This is a genomic window from Parabacteroides sp. AM17-47, assembly GCF_003434625.1.
GTDB classification, from domain to species: domain Bacteria; phylum Bacteroidota; class Bacteroidia; order Bacteroidales; family Tannerellaceae; genus Parabacteroides; species Parabacteroides distasonis.
The window spans coordinates 76,639-95,123 of the sequence record NZ_QTLI01000002.1 but is presented as its reverse complement, the minus strand read 5'-3'; the positions used below and the strand labels follow the sequence as shown (position 1 = coordinate 95,123).

General features: G+C 49.0%; 17 protein-coding genes. 14 read left to right on the top strand and 3 right to left on the bottom strand.

Annotation, left to right across the window (positions count from 1 at the left end; translation table 11 throughout):
• Positions 1–117: 117 nt before the first annotated feature.
• A complete protein-coding gene (locus DW205_RS01750) occupies positions 118–756 on the bottom strand; it encodes an HAD family phosphatase (protein ID WP_005862146.1) in 639 nt (212 codons plus the stop codon).
• A 114-nt stretch (positions 757–870) separates the two neighbouring features.
• On the opposite strand from DW205_RS01750, the gene DW205_RS01745 reads away from it, so the two are divergent.
• The 9 genes from DW205_RS01745 (at position 871) to DW205_RS01705 (ending at position 10,983) form a co-directional block, all read left to right on the top strand.
• Positions 871–1,680 (top strand): DUF1080 domain-containing protein, encoded by an 810-nt coding sequence (locus DW205_RS01745; protein ID WP_005856744.1) that lies wholly within the window; start codon positions 871–873, stop codon positions 1,678–1,680.
• A gap of 106 nt (positions 1,681–1,786) precedes the next feature.
• Complete coding sequence (locus tag DW205_RS01740; RefSeq protein WP_005856746.1) at positions 1,787–3,088, top strand: phenylacetate--CoA ligase family protein; 1,302 nt, start codon at positions 1,787–1,789, stop codon at positions 3,086–3,088.
• Positions 3,089–3,108: 20 nt separating this feature from the next.
• On the top strand, positions 3,109–3,534 hold the full coding sequence (locus tag DW205_RS01735; RefSeq protein ID WP_005856748.1) for a hypothetical protein: 426 nt from the start codon (positions 3,109–3,111) through the stop codon (positions 3,532–3,534).
• 66 nt (positions 3,535–3,600) lie between these two features.
• Complete coding sequence (locus DW205_RS01730; RefSeq protein WP_005856750.1) at positions 3,601–4,410, top strand: outer membrane protein assembly factor BamD; 810 nt, start codon at positions 3,601–3,603, stop codon at positions 4,408–4,410.
• 24 nt (positions 4,411–4,434) lie between these two features.
• Positions 4,435–4,767 carry a DNA-directed RNA polymerase subunit omega gene (locus tag DW205_RS01725; protein ID WP_005856752.1) on the top strand — a complete coding sequence of 111 codons (333 nt, stop codon included), beginning with the start codon at positions 4,435–4,437 and terminating at the stop codon, positions 4,765–4,767.
• Positions 4,768–4,843: 76 nt separating this feature from the next.
• Positions 4,844–5,305 (top strand): DUF4293 domain-containing protein, encoded by a 462-nt coding sequence (locus DW205_RS01720; protein WP_005862150.1) that lies wholly within the window; start codon positions 4,844–4,846, stop codon positions 5,303–5,305.
• 181 nt (positions 5,306–5,486) lie between these two features.
• Positions 5,487–7,019, top strand: a complete 1,533-nt coding sequence (locus tag DW205_RS01715; RefSeq protein WP_005862153.1) for a sulfatase — start codon at positions 5,487–5,489, stop codon at positions 7,017–7,019.
• 22 nt (positions 7,020–7,041) lie between these two features.
• Positions 7,042–8,034, top strand: coding sequence for an L-glyceraldehyde 3-phosphate reductase (gene mgrA / locus DW205_RS01710; RefSeq protein ID WP_005862155.1), 993 nt, complete (start codon positions 7,042–7,044; stop codon positions 8,032–8,034).
• Between the two features lie 69 nt (positions 8,035–8,103).
• Positions 8,104–10,983: a PD-(D/E)XK nuclease family protein gene (locus DW205_RS01705; RefSeq protein ID WP_005862157.1), complete on the top strand. Its 2,880-nt coding sequence runs from the start codon at positions 8,104–8,106 to the stop codon at positions 10,981–10,983.
• A 151-nt stretch (positions 10,984–11,134) separates the two neighbouring features.
• Here DW205_RS01705 and DW205_RS01700 read toward each other — a convergent pair whose 3' ends face one another.
• Positions 11,135–11,611 carry a GAF domain-containing protein gene (locus tag DW205_RS01700; protein ID WP_005862159.1) on the bottom strand — a complete coding sequence of 159 codons (477 nt, stop codon included), beginning with the start codon at positions 11,609–11,611 and terminating at the stop codon, positions 11,135–11,137.
• 61 nt (positions 11,612–11,672) lie between these two features.
• On the opposite strand from DW205_RS01700, the gene DW205_RS01695 reads away from it, so the two are divergent.
• From DW205_RS01695 to DW205_RS01675, 5 genes are read left to right on the top strand one after another with little or no spacing between them, the layout of a single operon-like run.
• The gene (locus DW205_RS01695; RefSeq protein ID WP_005862161.1) at positions 11,673–13,022 is read left to right on the top strand and encodes an MATE family efflux transporter; all 1,350 of its coding nucleotides are present in this window, start codon (positions 11,673–11,675) and stop codon (positions 13,020–13,022) included.
• Positions 13,012–14,040 (top strand): agmatine deiminase family protein, encoded by a 1,029-nt coding sequence (locus DW205_RS01690; protein WP_005862163.1) that lies wholly within the window; start codon positions 13,012–13,014, stop codon positions 14,038–14,040. The genes DW205_RS01695 and DW205_RS01690 overlap by 11 nt, the downstream gene beginning before the upstream one ends.
• Before the next feature lie 19 nt (positions 14,041–14,059).
• Positions 14,060–14,935 (top strand): carbon-nitrogen hydrolase, encoded by an 876-nt coding sequence (locus DW205_RS01685; RefSeq protein WP_005862165.1) that lies wholly within the window; start codon positions 14,060–14,062, stop codon positions 14,933–14,935.
• Positions 14,935–15,942 (top strand): aminodeoxychorismate synthase component I, encoded by a 1,008-nt coding sequence (locus DW205_RS01680; protein ID WP_005862167.1) that lies wholly within the window; start codon positions 14,935–14,937, stop codon positions 15,940–15,942. Before DW205_RS01685 ends, DW205_RS01680 begins: the two co-directional genes overlap by 1 nt.
• Positions 15,926–16,540: an aminotransferase class IV family protein gene (locus tag DW205_RS01675; protein WP_005862170.1), complete on the top strand. Its 615-nt coding sequence runs from the start codon at positions 15,926–15,928 to the stop codon at positions 16,538–16,540. Before DW205_RS01680 ends, DW205_RS01675 begins: the two co-directional genes overlap by 17 nt.
• A gap of 101 nt (positions 16,541–16,641) precedes the next feature.
• Here the strand turns inward: DW205_RS01675 and DW205_RS01670 are convergent, their stop codons facing one another.
• Positions 16,642–18,483, bottom strand: a complete 1,842-nt coding sequence (locus DW205_RS01670; RefSeq protein WP_005862172.1) for a hypothetical protein — start codon at positions 18,481–18,483, stop codon at positions 16,642–16,644.
• Positions 18,484–18,485: the final 2 nt, after the last annotated feature.

The window sequence follows — 18,485 nt, the reverse complement described above, 5'->3', positions numbered from 1 at the left end:
CTCCTACACACACGCACGCATACGCGTATTATTAATGTACGCATACATGTGTGTGGGTGTGTGTAAAGGGGTAGGTGAAGGAATGAAGGAAATAATCATTTCCTTTTTCTCGATTGCTTACCATCTCAAATAATCCTCGAACGTGACTTTCTCGAAATTGGGGATTACCTCATATACTTTATCTCTTAAAGATTCCGCCGGATTCGTCGTACTTAACCCGATGACACGCATCCCTGCGTCCTTCCCGGACTGTATGCCGTTGAAAGAATCCTCGAATACGATACAATCCTCGGGAGATACGTTCAAGTCTTTCGCCGCCAATAGATAACACATCGGATCGGGCTTACCTTGCGTGATGCGGTCGGCGGTCACTAGGGTATCGAATAGATTGTCCAGATGTAGAAGCCTGAAAGCCCGTTTCACCTTCGCGTTATCCGAGCTGGTAACCAAGCCTATCTGTACGCCGTGCTCCTTCAGCATACGGATGAACTCGATGGAGCCGGGCATGGGAGGCAAGGGCATCGTCTTCTCATACTCTGTAGATTCTTTGGTCACCATTTGGCGGAACTCCTCCGTATATCCGGAAAAATACTTCTCCAGAATATACGGTAGGGTCGTACCCTTTATAATATCAGCGAAATTATCGATACCTAAGCCATAACGTTTAGCGGCATCGTTCCAGAATAAATCGTAAATAGGTTCCGTATCTACTACTACGCCGTCAAAATCGAACAAGGCGGTCTTTGGTTGTTTCATATAAATAATCATTTAATATTTATATCGCGAAGATACGTCTATTTTTTATGAAATCAATTATCTTTGTGGACGCACACATAGCTTGATTATATATATATTAAAAATAAATAAGACATGAAGACACTAGTAATTTGTACCGCCATGAGCGCTATGATCCTTTGCGCCTGCGGTGGAAAAAACACGCAAAGCACGGAAGAGACAGCTAAGGTAGTACCGATGGCCGTAATTACACCGGCGATCAATCAATTGACCGACCAAGAGAAAGCCGAGGGTTGGGCGCTCCTTTTTGATGGTAAGACAACGAAAGGCTGGCGTGGAGCGCACAAAGACGCTTTCCCGGATCACGGATGGATGGTGAAAGATGGCGAATTGATCGTGCAGAAATCCGACGGTAGCGAGTCTACGAACGGAGGCGATATCGTTACGGAGGGTGAATATTCCGCTTTTGAGTTCAGCGTGGATTTTAAGATCACCGAAGGGGCCAACAGCGGTATTAAATACTTCGTGACCGAGCAAGAGAAGCAAAAAGGCTCCGCTTACGGCTTGGAGTTCCAGCTATTGGATGACGCTAAGCACCCGGATGCCAAGCTTTACACGACTTTCCCCGGTAGTCGTACCCTTGGAAGCTTGTATGATCTGAAGAAAAGCGAGAACATCCATTTCAACGGCGTAGGAGAGTGGAATACGGCCGTGGTGAAGGTATTCCCGAACAACCACGTAGAGCACTGGCTGAATGGTGTGAAGGTATTGGAGTACGAGCGTGGCAGCAAGGAGTTCCGTGATTTGGTGAAGGGCAGTAAATACGCTGATCCATCTTATAATGCGGGTGGTGCTTTCGGCGAGGCTCCGAAAGGACACATCCTTTTGCAGGATCATGGGGATGAGGTAGCGTTCCGCAATATCAAGGTGAAGGAGTTGAAATGATCGCCTCGTGACTAATTTTTCGTAACAAAAGGGTGCCGATTTAAAAAAAGTTGTTACTTTGCGGCGGATTTAGACTACTAACTTTAAAAGATAACAGACAAATACCATGATTTGGAACGAAACTATTGAATGTATGGACCGTGAGGAAATGCGGAAACTACAGAGCCTACGGTTGAAAAGAGTTGTTGAACATGCTTACCATAACTCCCCGTTTTATCGCAAGAAAATGCAGGAGATGGGCATTGCTCCCGACGATATACAGACAATAGATGATATAACGAAATTACCGTTCACGGTAAAACAAGACTTGCGTGATAACTATCCTTTCGGCTTGATGGCCGTGCCGATGTCCGAGATCGTCCGTCTGCATGCCTCTTCCGGTACGACAGGTAAGCCTATCGTCGTGGGATATACCCGTAAGGACTTGGGTATTTGGGCCGAGGTGGTGGCTCGTTGCCTGACCGCCTATGGTTTGACAAAGAACGATTCCGTGCAAGTATCCTATGGTTACGGAATGTTTACCGGAGGCTTGGGTGCCCATGCCGGAGTGGAGAATATCGGTGGTACGGTGATCCCGATGAGTAGCGGTAATACCCAGAAACAAATCCAGTTGATGCACGACTTCGGTGCGAAGGGTTTGGCTTGTACGCCCTCGTACGCCTTGTATCTGGCGGAGACCATCCACCAGTCCGGTATTCCCTTGGAGGAATTCCAGCTACGTGTCGGAGCGTTCGGTGCCGAGCCTTGGACGGAGAATATGCGTAAGGAATTAGAGACAAAACTAAATATCAAAGCTTACGATATCTATGGCTTGACGGAAATCTGCGGGCCGGGCGTTGGTGGCGAGTGTGAGTGCCAGAACGGTACCCACCTGTGGGAAGACCATTTCTTCCCGGAGATCGTGGACCCGAATACCTTACAACCGGTGGAACCGGGACAAGTAGGAGAGTTGGTCTTCACCACGCTTACGAAGGAGGGTATGCCGATGCTTCGTTACCGTACACGTGATTTGACCTCGCTGACTTACGAGAAGTGCGCCTGTGGACGTACGGCGGTTCGTATGGGACGTATTTTAGGTAGAAGTGACGATATGTTGATTATTCGTGGCGTAAATGTTTTCCCGTCTCAGGTAGAATCCGTAATTTTGGAGCTGCCGGAGTTTGAGGCGCATTACCTGATCGTGGTGGATCGTATGAACAATACCGATACCTTCCAGATACAGGTGGAGGTTCGCCAAGAATACTACTCGGACGAGATGAACAAGATGATCGCCTTGAAAAAGAAGATCGCCGCCCGCATGCAGAGCGTGATCGGTTTGCAACCGGACATCAAGATCGTGGAGCCGCGTAGTATCGAACGTAGTATGGGTAAGGCAAAACACGTGATCGATAAACGTAAGTTAGTATAACCTCTAAAAGATTAAGTACTATGTTAATAAAACAATTATCAATCTTTCTGGAAAACAAGAAAGGCCGTTTTACGGAAGTCGCCAAGATATTAGGGGAGGCAGGGGTCAATATGTCCGCTTTCACGGTAGCCGAGAATTCCGATTTCGGTATCCTTCGCCTAATCGTATCCGATACGGAGAAAGCGATATCCGTGCTTCGTGAAAAGTTATACGCTGTAAGCGTGGCCGACGTGGTATGCTTGCATTGTCCCAACCAGCCGGGAGCCTTGGCAAAGGCGATGGATATCATTACCTCGGCCGGGATCTTCATTGAATATATGTACGCTTTTTCTCAAGGCGACGCTGCTAACGTGATCATCCGTCCGGACGATGTCAATAAGTGCGCGGAGGTTTTGAAAGCGAATAAATTGGAATTGATCGCTGCTAGCGATTTATATAAGTTGTAAATATTAACGTTTTGGGTTTCATTTATTCGCCTAAAAGCACTAATTTTGCACGCTAAAAGTATGTGAATGAAAAAGGTTGTATTTTTACTGATGATGATGACAGTACTATTATCCTCTTGTGGAGAGTATAATAAGATACTGAAGAGCACGGATTACGAATTGAAATATTCGTACGCGAAGAAATACTTCAACGCGAAGCAATACTCGAAATCCGCTACTCTGCTGGATGAACTGGTTACAATCTTTAAAGGAACAGCTTATGCCGAGGAGTCCTTGTACTTGTTGGCGCAAAGCTATTACGGTCAGAAAGATTATCAGACGGCTTCGCAATACTTCGAGACCTATTATACGACCTATCCGAAAGGGGAGTTTACGGAATTATCCCGTTTCTATTCCGGTTATGGTTTGTATCTGGACTCTCCGGATCCCCGGTTAGACCAGTCGCAGACGTATAAGGCGATCGAGCAGTTGCAACTTTATTTGGAGTATTATCCGCAAAGTGAACGGGCCGAGGAAGCGCAGAACATCATGTTCGAGCTTCAGGAGAAGTTGGCTTACAAGGAATTGATGGCCACCCGCTTGTATTTCAATCTAGGTACCTATATGGGGAATAACTTCCAGTCTTGCGTGATCACGGCGCAGAACGCCTTGAAGAATTACCCGTATTCCAAGTATCGTGAGGAATTCATGTTCCTTATCATCCGTGCGAAGTACGAGTTGGCGCTAGTATCCGTAGAGGAGAAGTTGCAGGGCCGTTACCGGGATGTGGTTGACGAGTATTACAACTACATGAACGAGTATCCGGAAGGTAACTACGTAAAGCAGGTAACGAAGTTCTACGACTATGCCAGCAAGCGAATTACAGATGCATATTAAGCGAATTTAATCAATAAAACGAAAATGGATTACAGAAAATCAAACGCTCCTACCAATACGGTAACCCGTGACATGATGAAGTTAAGTGAAGAAACGGGTAACGTATATGAGACAGTCGCTATCATTTCAAAACGGGCGAATCAGATTAGTGTTGAGATGAAACAAGATCTGGAAAAGAAACTTCAAGAGTTCGCTTCTTACAATGACAACTTGGAGGAAGTCTTTGAAAACCGTGAGCAGATCGAGATTTCACGCTACTATGAGAAACTTCCGAAATCAACGTTGATCGCCGCTCAAGAGTACGAGGATGGCAAGGTTTATTACAAGAATCCTGCTAAAGAGAAGAATAACTTCTAAGAAGAAATATTTTTGAACATCGGAAAGGCTGACCCTCAAATGAGTCGGCCTTTCCATTTAAAACGAACTAATTACCATGTTACAAAGAATACAAACTGTTTACCTGCTAATTATCGTGGCGCTTACGGTCGCTACCTTATTCTTGCCGTTGGCCGTGTTGCAACAAGGAGACGCTCTCTTTTCGTTCGATGCTAGCGGGTTGAGCACGATGATCGGTGAGCCGGAATTACTATACCCGGCATGGGGCTTATTTGCCTTGACTGCTATCATCGCTATCATTGCCTTAGTGACGATCTTCTTATATAAGAAAAGAATCCTGCAAATCCGTCTTTGCGTGTTCAACGCATTGCTGATATTGGGCTTTTATGGTTTCTTTGCCTTCTTGATCTATTCCTTGAAGGGGGATATGGAAGGTGCCAGCGTAAGTGTTAAGATCGCTCTTTCCTTCCCGTTGGTCAATCTGATCTTGGATTATCTGGCGATCCGTAATATCGGGGCCGATGAGGCGCTGGTACGTTCCTTGGATCGTTTGCGTTAAGGCTTTCCGGATAAATCATTGGGTATAAGATATTAGGTAAGGGACTCTTTTTGTCAAGGGCCCCTTATTTTATGTCCGGAAAAGTATAATACATAAGACAATATTATTTTGTATATGAAACAATATTGTTTTTCGGTGAAATATATCTACTTTCGTAGAATACAAATATCCGTTGCCTATCATGAAGAAGACTCAGTTTATTCCCATCGCTTTATTGTCGGTATCGGCGGTAGCGAACGCCCAGAGTGCCAGTCGTCCCCCGAATATCATCCTGTTCTTGGTGGATGATATGGGATGGGAGGATACGTCCTTACCTTTTTGGATCCAAAAGACGCATTATAATGAGGTATATGAGACCCCGAACATGGAGCGATTGGCGAAAGGGGGCATGATGTTTACCCAAGCCTACGCTAGCAGTATCAGCTCGCCTACCCGTTGCAGCTTGATCACGGGGACGAACGCCGCCCGTCACCGGGTTACGAACTGGACGCTTTTTAAGGATAAGACGACCGATCGGGAGAGCGATGTGCTTACCTTGCCGGATTGGAATTATAACGGCGTGGCCCAAGTGGGCGGGACGAATAATACGTTTGTGGGTACTTCATTCGTGCAGATATTGAAGAATAACGGATATCACACGATCCATTGCGGCAAGGCGCATTTCGGGGCAATCGATACCCCGGGGGAGGACCCGCATCATTGGGGATTCGAGGTCAATATAGCCGGGCATGCCGCCGGAGGTCTCGCCAGTTACCTCGGCGAGAATAATTACGGGCATACCAAGGATGGTAAACCTTACGCTCCGAACGCTATCCCCGGATTGGAAAAGTATTGGGGAAGCGACACCTTCGCTACGGAGGCCTTGACGCAGGAGGCGATCAAGGCGTTGGACAAGGCTAAGAAATATAACCAGCCGTTTTACCTATATATGTCACATTATGCGATCCATATCCCGATTGATAAGGACAAGCGTTTCTACCAGAAATATATCGATAAGGGGTTAACGGCTAAAGAGGCGGCTTACGCTGCCTTGATAGAGGGTATGGATAAGAGTCTGGGCGATTTGATGGACTGGTTGGAGAAGAATGGCGAGGCGGATAACACGATCGTGATCTTCATGAGCGATAACGGTGGTCTTTCCAGCGAGCCCAGATGGCGTGACGGCGAGATCCATACGCAAAACTATCCCTTGAACAGTGGTAAAGGCTCCGCCTATGAGGGAGGAGTCCGTGAGCCTATGATCGTGCGTTGGCCGGGGGTGGTGAAACCGGGAAGCAAATGTGATAAATACTTGATTATCGAGGATTTCTATCCAACTATCTTGGAGATGGCAGGCATAAGGGGGCATAAGACCGTACAGCCGATAGATGGCGTCAGTTTCATGCCTTTATTAAAAGGTACGGGAGATCCTTCCGTGGGACGTAGCTTATTCTGGAACTGCCCGAATATATGGGGTAATGACGGGCCGGGAATCGGTCCGACTTGCTCGGTCCGTAATGGAGACTGGAAACTGATCTATTATTACGAGACGGGGAAGAAGGAATTGTTTAATATCCCGGAGGATATAGGGGAACATAATGACGTGGCAAGGCAGCATCCCGATATCGTAAAGCGTCTGTCCGGGGAATTGGGTACGTATTTACGGAAAGTGGACGGGCAACGTCCGTCGTTTAAGGCGACAGGCAAACCGGTTCCTTGGCCGGATGAGATATAATAATTAAAAAAAGAAAGAGCATATGGAGTTTTACAAAGCGGAAGAGAATCGCTATGCGGATATGATATATCGGCGGTGCGGACGGAGCGGTATCTTATTGCCGGCCGTTTCCTTGGGATTGTGGCACAACTTTGGTAGTGTGGACGTGTTCGGTAATTTTATCCAGATCGCTCACGCCGCATTCGATCATGGCGTGACTCATTTCGACTTGGCGAATAATTATGGCCCGGCCTACGGATCGGCGGAGGAGAATTTTGGCCGGATATTGAAGAAGGGCTTGGGCGTTTATCGGGATGAGCTGATCATCTCTACGAAGGCGGGCTACGATATGTGGCCGGGACCGTATGGGAACTGGGGAAGCCGTAAATATTTAATGGCTAGCTTGGATCAGAGCTTGAAACGGATGGGACTGGAATATGTGGATATCTTTTACTCCCATCGTCCGGACCCGGAGACTCCGATCGAGGAGACGATGGGGGCCTTGGCTGATATCGTCCGGCAAGGAAAGGCTTTGTATGTAGGTATCTCCAACTATGACGCAGACCAGACCCGTAAGGCCTTGGCTGTACTGAAAGAACATAAGGTGCCTTGCTTGATTCACCAAGCCCGCTATTCGATGTTCGATCGTTGGACGGAACCGGATTTATTGCTTGTATTGAAGGAAGAGGGTGTGGGTATGATAGCGTTCTCGCCGTTGGCGCAAGGCTTGCTTACGGATAAGTATTTGCGTGGAATCCCGGAGAATTCTCGTGCGGCGAAATCGACCGGCCATTTGCAGACCTCTCAAGTTACCCCGGAGGCCGTGGAAAAGGCCCGTAAGCTAAACGAGGTAGCCGCCCGCCGTGGACAGACCTTGGCGGAGATGGCGCTCGCTTGGTTATTAAAGGACGAACGGGTAACTAGCGTATTAATTGGCGCTAGCTCTGTCGCCCAATTAATGGATAACCTGAAGGCGTTAGATAATATCTCTTTCTCCGGGGAAGAATTGCAGGAGATAGAGAACATCTTAATATAACGTGAATCGTATCCGATTGTAGAGACGGGGCGTGCCCCGTCTCTACAACTTGTACAAATTTTAGAATAAATGAAACCGTTCTTATATCAAGTAGCGTCTCTTTTTTACGAGAAATGGGAGGCGGAGGTCAGTCGTCTGGCCTTTGTTTTCCCAAACCGGCGTACGGGGCTTTTCTTCCAGAAATATCTCTCGGAGGTAGCCGATACCCCCCTTTTCTCTCCGACAATCCTTACGATCAACGATCTCTTTATCCAGTTGAGCGGAAAACAATCCGCCGACCGGATCAGTATGCTTTTTATCCTGTACGACATCTACATCCGCCAAAGTGGTTCCACCGAGACTTTCGATGAATTCCTGTATTGGGGCGAGATGTTGCTCAACGACTTCGACGATATCGATAAGTACATGGCAAATGCCCGCATGCTATTCAGTAACGTGACAGACCTACGGGAGATAGAGAATGATTTCGATTTCTTAAGTGATGAGCAGATCGCCGCTATCCGTAGTTTTTGGTCCAGTTTTTATCCCCGGGGCGATACGCCGAACCAGCAACAGTTCTTGGCGGTTTGGCAAGTGCTATACGATCTCTATGAGGAATTCCGTGCGACCTTGGCCGCCGAGGGAAAAGGCTACGAGGGCATGATCTTCCGGGAGGTCGTGGAAAGTATGGAACGGGGTGAGTCTCCGGATTTACCTTACGAGCAAATTGTCTTCGTCGGTTTGAACGCCTTGTCCGTATCGGAAGAACGTTTCTTAGCCCAGTTGCAGAAGCGGGAGATAGCGGATTTCTATTGGGATTATGTATCCGATAAGGTAACCGATCCGGATAATAAGGCCTCTTATTTCGTCTCCCGTAACCTGAAGAGCTTCCCTTCCTCGATGAAATTACCCCCCGAGGAGAAGGTAAAGACCGAGATCGAGGTGATCGGCATCCCTTCCGGTATCGGGCAGGCTAAGCACGTCTACACCCTGTTGAGCGATTGGTGCAAGGAAGCGGAGATGAGTTCGGAAGAAGCCCTGCGTACGGCGGTGATCTTGCCCGATGAACATCTGCTGATCCCGGTGCTGAACGCCATTCCGGAGCAAATCCGGCGTATCAACGTCACGATGGGTTATCCCTTGGCGGGAACCCCGGTCGCCTCGTTGATCGAGTATATCTTGGCGTTGCAGAAGAACGTACGCTACATAGACCGGAATCCGTTGTTCTATTTCCGTGACGTGCTGCCGGTATTGAACCATCGCTACATCCTCTCCACCTCACCGGAGATTATTTCCTCCTTGGTGAAAGAGATCACGGAGAACAACAAGATCTATATCTCGCATACGGAGTTAGAGAAAACGCCTTTGCTAGAAATCCTGTTCACGCCGGTGACCGGGGTGGAGGCCTTCTCGGATTATCTGATCAAGGTGTTGGAAGAGCTGAACAAGGTTATGTCCGCCCTTTCCGATGAAGAAGAGGAGGACGCACCCCAGCGGACGAACGATTTGGAGCAAGAGTTCATCTTCCATTATTTCACCACGGTAAACCGCATGAAAGAGGTAATGAAAGACGCTCGTATAGAGATGAAAATAGATACCTTCTTCCGCCTATTGAAGCGGGTAACCGATACGATCACGATCCCTTTCCACGGCGAGCCGCTTTCCGGCCTCCAGATTATGGGTGTGCTCGAGACCCGTGCCTTGGATTTCGACCGTCTGATTATCTTATCCATGAACGAGGGTATTTTCCCGCAACGGAAAGCGGCGAACTCCTTTATCCCTTATAACCTACGCAGGGGTTTCGGGTTGCCTACCTACGAGCATCAAGATAGCGTATGGGCCTACCATTTCTATCGTTTGATAGAGCGTGCCAGCCACGTGAGCCTTTTATACGATACCCGCAGCAACGGATTGCAGACGGGAGAGGTAAGTCGCTTTGTCCACCAGCTGCATTATCATTATGAGGTTCCGATGCGAGATAAATTGGTGGTCTATAACGTATCTTCCTCCAAGACCCCGCCATTGGCCGTGCCGAAAAGGGAGGATATCATGCGCCGTTTAGACGCTTACCGGAAAGGGGGGAGCAAGGCGATCTCGGCGAGCGCTATCAATACGTATCTGGATTGCCCGTTGAAATTCTATTTTTCCGTCGTGGAAGGCATTCGAGAGGAAGAGGAGGTGAGCGAGACGATCGAGAGCGATGTATTCGGAAGCATCTTACATAAAGTGATGGAGGAGCTTTACAAGCCGTTCCAAGGGAAGATGGTGACCGTGGATTTGCTGAAAGCGATCCGTAAGGATACGGCCTTGCTTACCGGAGCTATCGCCCGGGCTTTCGCCAGCGAGTTTTTCAAGACAGAGGTGGTTCGCTCCCTTACCGGACAAAACTACCTGATCGGCGAGATGATCCGCAAATACGTGGAGAAAATCTTGGAGCGTGACGGCAAGCTGACCCCTTTCGTTTACATCGAGTCCGAGCGTAAGATAAACGGCTTGATCAGCCTTTCCGACCATTCCGAGATCCGGTTGAAAGGCTTTATCGATCGTGTGGACGAGGTTCTCGACGCTATCCGTATCATCGATTACAAGAGCGGTAGCGGAACTACGACTTTCAGTAGTATCGAGAGCCTATTCAACAAGGAGGAGAAAGATCGTGCGAAAGCCGTGATGCAGGTATTCATGTATTGCTGGATGTACGCCCATTTCACCGAGAACAAGGGAAAGACGATACAACCGGGCATTTATTACGTCCGTTCCCTCTTCTCCGATCCGTTCGACCCATCTGTCTACCATCGTATCGAACGGGGGAAGTCGGAGAAGGTAGAGGATTTCTCCGGTTATGCCCAAGCGTTCGAGGAGGGGTTGCGGGGCTGCTTGGACGAGATCTTCAATCCAGAAATTCCCTTTACGCAAACCCCTACGGGGAAGGCTTGCTCTTATTGTCCGTTCAAGGGTATTTGCGGTAAGTAGCATTTGTCCCGGTACTTCTGGGAGAGTACCGGAGTACTCCTTGTAAAGTACTGTGGTATTTCTCCGGATAGTACTGGAGTACTCCTTACAAAGTACTGCGGTACCTCTTAGGCAGTACTACAGTACTTCTTGCGAAGTACTGAGGCGAGGCTTACTGATGAGGAAGCAATTCCACTATCTTTTCCAAAAAGATCTGATCAGTCTCATCGAAACTATCCGGTTGATCACTGTCTATATCAAGGACAGCGATTACCTTATCCGCCCATATCACGGGAACTACGATCTCAGAGCGTGACGCCGAGCTACAAGCGATATGTCCCGGGAAAGCGTCTACGTCCGGTACGATGATCGTACGGGTCTCCTTCCAGGCCGTGCCGCAGACCCCTTTTCCGTATTTGATTCGTGTACAGGCGATAGGGCCTTGAAAAGGCGCTAATACCAACTGATTGTCTATGACCCGGTAGAAACCTACCCAAAAGAAACCGAAAGTCTGCTTGAGTGCTGCGGCGATGTTCGCCATGTTAGCGATTAGGTCGGTCTCGTTACCTACCAATGAGGCGATTTGCGGGAGCAATGTCTCATACATCTCCTGTTTATCACCGTTTTTAATCCGTAGTTCCTCTGCCATATTTAAACTATTATAAGGTCGCGAATATAAGAATAAATCGAAATATCCGTATCTTTGCGGCATGACAAAACAAAATTCTCCATTGGTATTAGGGACCGAGCCTATCGGTAAATTACTTACGCAATATGCGATTCCTGCGATTATCGCAATGACAGCTTCTTCTTTATATAATATGGCCGATAGCATTTTTATTGGCCATGGAGTGGGGGCGTTAGCGATTTCCGGCCTAGCCTTGACCTTTCCGTTGATGAACTTGGCGGCCGCCTTCGGTTCGTTGGTGGGAGTCGGCGCCTCTACGTTGGTTGCCGTGAAGCTGGGGCAGAAAGATTATGAGGGGGCGAATAACGTGTTGGGGAATGTGTTGATCTTGAATGTGGTTCTGGGTGTCGCTTTCACGATCGCTTTCTTGTTCTTGCTCGATCCCGTGCTGTACTTTTTCGGCGCCAGTGAGAATACGATCTCGTACGCTAGGGATTATATGCGGATTATATTGTATGGAAATGTGGTCACGCATATGTATTTAGGCTTGAACGCTGTCTTGCGCTCCTCGGGGTTCCCGAAGATGGCGATGTATGCTACGTTGGCATCGGTCGTTATCAATTGCGCCTTGAATCCGTTGTTTATCTTTGGCTTCGGATGGGGCATAAAAGGCTCGGCTTGGGCGACGGTGATCTCGCAGGTAATCTCGCTTACCGGACAGTTGATTCATTTCTCGAGACCGAAGCGACTCCTTCATTTCAAGAAAGGTATTTATAGGCTGCGCTCGGAGATCGTGAAAGGTATCTTGTCGATCGGTTTATCTCCGTTCTTGATGAACCTTTGTTCCTGCTTGATCGTGATCCTTATCAACCGGGGATTGAAAGAGCATGGGGGAGATATGGCGATTGGCGCTTATGGTATCGTGAACCGTATCGCTTTTCTTTTCGTAATGATTATCATGGGATTTAATCAGGGTATGCAACCGATAGCCGGTTATAATTATGGTGCCCGGCTCTATTCCCGGGTGACGGACGTGACCCGCCTGACGATGCGCTGGGCGGTAGGAGTGGCTACGCTGGGGTTCTTGCTTTGCCAGTTGGTGCCGTCGTGGATCGTCCGTATGTTTACGAGTGACGGGGAGTTGATCAGTGCCGCCTCTTATGGCCTGCACATCGTCTTCGCCGTATTCCCGATCGTGGGCTTCCAGATGGTGGCGACTAACTTCTTCCTTTCCATCGGCATGTCTAAGAAAGCGATCTTTCTCTCCTTGACCCGGCAGATGCTTTTCTTGATACCCTGTTTAATCATCCTCCCCCCGTTATTCGGAACTCTCGGTGTCTGGATCAGTATGCCTATCGCCGACACGGTGGCGGCGATCGTGACGGCGATCGTGCTTGTGAAACAATTTAAACAATTCAAATATGGAACATAACGTGATATTACCTGCGGAATGGTATCCGCAAAGTGCCGTGCAGCTTACGTGGCCGCATGAGAATACGGATTGGGCCCCGATATTGGACGAGGTGATTCCTTGCTTCGTGGCTATCGCCAAGGAAGTGATCAAGCGAGAGAAGTTATTGATTGTCTGTCCGGACGAGACCGCCGTACGTGAGCAATTGGGTGAGGTTGATTACGACCGTATCATTTTCCGTGAGATGGATACAAACGATACGTGGGCACGGGATCACGGGGGAATTTCCGTCTTCGATGAGGGAACGCCCATGCTTTATGATTTCGTGTTCAATGGCTGGGGAATGAAGTTCGCCGCCAATCATGATAATTTGATTACCCGTAATCTTTGTCATATGAAGACCTTCTCCGACGAGGTGGTGCCCGCTAATATGCAACCTTTCGTGCTGGAAGGCGGTAGTATCGAATCGGATGGGAAAGGTACGTTGATGACTACCGTTGAGTGTCTGGCATCCGTAAACCGTAATGAGTATTTGCAACAAGAGGAATTGGAACGTTATTTGAAAGACATATTTGGCTTGGATCGTATCCTTTGGATTACCAGCGGTTATTTAGCCGGGGACGATACGGATAGCCACGTGGATACGCTCGCCCGTTTTTGTAGCGAGGATACGATCGCTTATGTCCGCTGCGAGGATGAGGAAGACGAGCATTATGAGGAACTGAAGGCGATGGAGGAGGAGATCAAGGAGTTTACTAGGGCGAATGGTGAGCCTTATCGTCTGATTCCACTTCCGATGGCCGATAAGGTGGAATGGGAAGGGGAGCGCTTGCCCGCTACCTACGCTAATTTCTTGATCATGAATGGGGCCGTATTGGTTCCGTTCTATGACTCACCGAAGGATGAGATCGCTAAAGCGGCTTTGCGGGAGGCGTTCCCGGACCGTGAGATCATAGGCATCAACTGCCTTCCGCTTATCAAGCAACACGGTTCCCTGCATTGTGTAACGATGCAGTATCCAGAAGGCTTTATCGAATAACAACTACAACCAATTAAATATGAAAGTAGGATTAATACAACAAAAGAATACCGCTGATAGAGCGGCGAATATAGAGAAGCTAAAGGTAAATATCCGTAAAGCTGCCCGGGAGGGAGCGGAATTGGTCGTCTTGCAAGAACTGCATAACGGCCTGTATTTCTGCCAGACGGAAGATACGAGTATGTTCGACTTGGCAGAGACGATCCCCGGCCCATCGACGGAAATCTTCGGTGCCTTGGCGAAAGAATTGGGTATTGTCTTGGTGCTTTCCCTTTTCGAGAAGCGTGCCCCGGGCCTGTACCATAACACGGCCGTCGTCTTGGAGAAAGACGGTACGATCGCCGGAAAATACCGCAAGATGCATATCCCGGATGACCCCGCTTATTACGAGAAATTCTATTTTACCCCCGGTGATTTAGGCTTTGAGCCTATCGATACCTCTGTGGGGCGTCTTGGTGTGTTGGTTTGCTGGGATCAATGGTATCCGGAAGCAGCCCGTTTGATGGCTATGCGTGGTGCCGAGATGTTGATCTATCCGACTGCTATCGGCTGGGAAAGTAGCGATACGCAGGAAGAGAAGGACCGTCAGCTGGGTGCGTGGGTGACCATACAGCGGGGACATGCCGTGGCGAACGGACTCCCGGTCATTTCCGTAAATCGTACCGGGCATGAGCCGGACCCTTCGGGACAAACGGGCGGTATCCGGTTTTGGGGAAACAGTTTTGTGGCCGGTCCCCAAGGTGAGCTATTAACCGTATTCCCGAATGACGAGGAGGAGGTACGTGTGATAGAGATCGACAAGACTCGCGGTGAGAACGTGCGTCGTTGGTGGCCTTTCTTCCGGGATCGCCGTATCGATGCGTTTGGTGGTTTGACAGAACGATTTTTAGTATAATGACCGAATACACGCAAGAAGAGGCCGTCTTCCGCATGAACGAAATGGGGAAAGCGGGACGGCCTTTCCTTTTTATCATTGATTATAAACGAGAGCGGATCTACGTGGAGAGGCCGGAAGAGATCGCTCCCTCCGAGTTATTGTACGATTTGAACGGCTTTACGAATACAAATCATGAATGTAACTTGCGGGATTCCTCTCATCTTATATCCGGAGAACCTGTTGAATGGCAACCCTCGTATGTTTCTTTCGAGGAGTATGCCCATTCATTCGAGACCGTTTCCCGGCATATCCATGCGGGTAATTCTTATTTGGTAAACTTGACATGCGCTACTCCGGTATATACGAACCTCTCCTTGAAAGATATCTTTTACCATTCCAAGGCGATGTATAAGCTTTGGATGCGGGATCGTTTCGTGGTATTCTCGCCGGAGATATTCGTGCGGACGCGGGATGGTCTCATCTATTCGTATCCCATGAAAGGTACGATCGACGCTACGCTGCCCGATGCCCGGAGACGTATCCTTGATGATCCCAAGGAAGCGGCGGAGCATGCCACGATCGTGGATTTGATCCGGAATGACTTGAGTATCGTAGCCTCCGAGGTTTGTGTTCCCCGGTATCGTTATATCGATGAATTGCGTACGCATAACGGAAGTTTGTTGCAGGTCAGCTCTGAGATAAGAGGCCGGTTGCCGGAGGGATGGAACGGCCATGTCGGGGAGATTTTGTTCAGCCTCTTGCCTGCCGGCTCCATCACGGGCGCTCCCAAGAAAAAGACCTTGGAGATCATCGCCGAGGCGGAAACCTATGAGCGGGGCTTCTATACGGGGGTGATGGGGTATTTTGACGGCCAAGATTTAGACAGCGCCGTGATGATCCGTTTTATGGAACAAGTCTCTCCCCGTTCGTTTATTTTCAAGAGCGGTGGGGGAATCACCTCTAAAAGTGAGGTGAGATCGGAGTATAACGAGATGAAACAAAAAGTATATGTGCCCATCTATTGAGACCTTATCTGGGAGTCCGTTTGTGGAGACGATCCGTATCGAGAAGGGACGGATACATAACCTTCCGTACCATAATGCCCGGATGAACCGTACCCGCAGGGAGCTATTCGGAGCGAGAGAAGAAATTGATCTCGCGGGTTATATTCATCCGGGGCCTCATCAAGAACGTACCAAATGCCGGGTGGAATATACCCGCGAGGTCTTAAAGGTAGAATACGTTCCTTACCGTATGCGTCCGGTTCATTCCTTGCGATTGGTTACATGCGATGAGATCGATTATTCCTATAAGAGTACGGATCGTCAATGCCTAAATGATTTATTCGCCCAACGAGCGGGACATGACGATATCTTGATAATCCGTGACGGTTTGCTGACCGATACTTCCATTTGTAATGTCGCCCTTTGGAATGGCACCTCTTGGATCACTCCCGCACGCCCTTTGTTATGTGGTACGATGCGTGCTTACTTATTGGATAAAGGCTTGGTACAGGCCGAGGATATCCCGGTAGAGGATCTGCCTAAGTATACCCGGATCCGTCTGTTTAACGCCTTGATCGAGTTCGGTGAAATCGATGAGATCACACGAATATACGTATGACCCTACGCGAGTATCGGCGTGGCCCTGTGCCTATATAGGTAAGGGGTTACACCGATATCCGTGTGGCCTCTTACCTATATAGGCATGAATCAAGGTGTTTCCTAGAACAATATATCCACCTCCATATTGCTGATCCATTCTACGGGACGGCCGGCCACCTTATTGCAAGTGACGGCGAATTTCAAGGGGAGGATAATTCCCAACGGGATGCGTAACCATCCCGGCATATTGAAATTATGGACACCGATCAGAGAACCTAGCTGGATACCGACCGAGGGAGCTACCAAGAAACGGGTCTCGTCATTACGGCGGTCTATACCCATCTCGAAATAACTATACAAGCCGAGGAAACGTTTCGGGGAAACGAATATATCCATGTTATAATTGGCGCCCGCCTTCACGTTCCAGTTCTTGATCGTGTAGGAGGAGGAAGGGGCGTGCATATAATAACCGGAGATCGTAGGGGATACCCAATGAGCGATGTCACCCGGCTCCATGATCATGCCTTTCCCTTTCCCGAACTTATGCCAATTGATCATGCTGACGTTCAAGCGACCGCCATACGTCATGACACCGTCCCGGTTGCTATGGATCGGCGTACCGATCAGGAACATGAAGGAGTTGGCTACCCTCGACCGGATAAAGTTGCGGGTAAAAGGCTCTTGTACGATCAGCTGTAGCTCATCCTTGCGGTCGGCGACGGAAGCTTCCAAGGGGATGTCATCCAGATCCGTCCCGAAGGGGATCGGGAAATCCTTGATTACCGGGAAACGATCGTAGACGAACTGGGGCAGGTCGTCTCGTTCGGAAGGGATCTCGTTCAAGATATTCTCGCCTGATCCTTCCAAAGCATTCTGGTAAGCTTTCCAGACTTCTACGATAGACTCGCAGGTGGCGGTCACGACTTGGTAGAATACCTTCGTCTCCCGCTCGTAGCTATCGCCTTTCTCCAAGGAATAAGGGTGCTTCTCCGTGACCCGGATATGCCGGTAATCATCGGCCTCGTTGTACTCCATCATGTTTTGGTTCAGACGTTTATCGCCGTAAGCACTCCATGTCTCGCCTTTTAGGTTAGCGGTCTGTACGGGGATGGTATTGTAGAAATCGTGCAAGCTCTTATTGTTGGATACGGCGGAGGCGGAGAAGCCCCTACGTACCATTTGGTGTCCGGAGGCGAAGGAGTCTTGTAGGAAATGCTCGGCGAAAGCCTCGTACATCGTGGCGTAGAACATAAGGTTGCTCGCCATTTGCGTATCTCCTTTACGCATCTCCTTGCCTGCCTCTTGCGCTAGGTAGATAGCGAAGATGTGGATGCAGAAATACTTGCTCATGGAGGGCAACTGATTTAATTTATCGAAGACCTTGTTTACTTCCGAGGGGCGTTGAAGGCGGCGGATCAGCTCGGGGTCGATCATCTTCAGATGCTCGTTCAATCCCTTGCCATAGGCGTAGAAGTGGGAGAGATCCTTGATCGCTAGGATACCGTAAGCCAGATTGATGTCGAGCAGCTCCTTGCTGTTGGCTCCGGTGAGGAACTCGTTCATGGCTTGTGTCTCCAAAGCCAGCGTACGGTTCGTCTTGGAGAAATGGGTCTGCAGGCCTGTCTCCAAGAGCATGGGATTTTCCACATGGTCGCCGGCCAATCCGCAAAGCGTACCGTAGGTCACGATATTCGGCAACTGCGTCAGCTCATTCATGGCGTAGGCGTTCGAGCCGGGCATATGCGACATGTTGAGGATTTGCAGCAAGGCGCTATCGGCGACGGCCTCGTTGGGGAAGATCCCGTTTTCCACCAGATAACGCGGGAGAAGGCTCATGGCACGGTCGCCGATCTTACGGTGCTCGGCGAAATCCCATGCGAAGGCCGAACTTGTTATTGCGCTGATACCCATAAGTAGGCATCCGCGGTGAAGAAGTTGTTTAATAGTGTTTCTCTTGTTCATAT

Excerpts from the sequence above, each read along its gene's own strand:
- DW205_RS01750 (WP_005862146.1), bottom strand. The coding sequence starts at position 756 with ATGAAACAACCAAAGACCGCCTTGTTCGATTTTGACGGCGTAGTAGTA.
- DW205_RS01745 (WP_005856744.1), top strand. The coding sequence starts at position 871 with ATGAAGACACTAGTAATTTGTACCGCCATGAGCGCTATGATCCTTTGC.
- DW205_RS01740 (WP_005856746.1), top strand. The coding sequence starts at position 1,787 with ATGATTTGGAACGAAACTATTGAATGTATGGACCGTGAGGAAATGCGG.
- DW205_RS01735 (WP_005856748.1), top strand. The coding sequence starts at position 3,109 with ATGTTAATAAAACAATTATCAATCTTTCTGGAAAACAAGAAAGGCCGT.
- DW205_RS01730 (WP_005856750.1), top strand. The coding sequence starts at position 3,601 with ATGAAAAAGGTTGTATTTTTACTGATGATGATGACAGTACTATTATCC.
- DW205_RS01725 (WP_005856752.1), top strand. The coding sequence starts at position 4,435 with ATGGATTACAGAAAATCAAACGCTCCTACCAATACGGTAACCCGTGAC.
- DW205_RS01720 (WP_005862150.1), top strand. The coding sequence starts at position 4,844 with ATGTTACAAAGAATACAAACTGTTTACCTGCTAATTATCGTGGCGCTT.
- DW205_RS01715 (WP_005862153.1), top strand. The coding sequence starts at position 5,487 with ATGAAGAAGACTCAGTTTATTCCCATCGCTTTATTGTCGGTATCGGCG.
- mgrA (WP_005862155.1), top strand. The coding sequence starts at position 7,042 with ATGGAGTTTTACAAAGCGGAAGAGAATCGCTATGCGGATATGATATAT.
- DW205_RS01705 (WP_005862157.1), top strand. The coding sequence starts at position 8,104 with ATGAAACCGTTCTTATATCAAGTAGCGTCTCTTTTTTACGAGAAATGG.
- DW205_RS01700 (WP_005862159.1), bottom strand. The coding sequence starts at position 11,611 with ATGGCAGAGGAACTACGGATTAAAAACGGTGATAAACAGGAGATGTAT.
- DW205_RS01695 (WP_005862161.1), top strand. The coding sequence starts at position 11,673 with ATGACAAAACAAAATTCTCCATTGGTATTAGGGACCGAGCCTATCGGT.
- DW205_RS01690 (WP_005862163.1), top strand. The coding sequence starts at position 13,012 with ATGGAACATAACGTGATATTACCTGCGGAATGGTATCCGCAAAGTGCC.
- DW205_RS01685 (WP_005862165.1), top strand. The coding sequence starts at position 14,060 with ATGAAAGTAGGATTAATACAACAAAAGAATACCGCTGATAGAGCGGCG.
- DW205_RS01680 (WP_005862167.1), top strand. The coding sequence starts at position 14,935 with ATGACCGAATACACGCAAGAAGAGGCCGTCTTCCGCATGAACGAAATG.
- DW205_RS01675 (WP_005862170.1), top strand. The coding sequence starts at position 15,926 with ATGTGCCCATCTATTGAGACCTTATCTGGGAGTCCGTTTGTGGAGACG.
- DW205_RS01670 (WP_005862172.1), bottom strand. The coding sequence starts at position 18,483 with ATGAACAAGAGAAACACTATTAAACAACTTCTTCACCGCGGATGCCTA.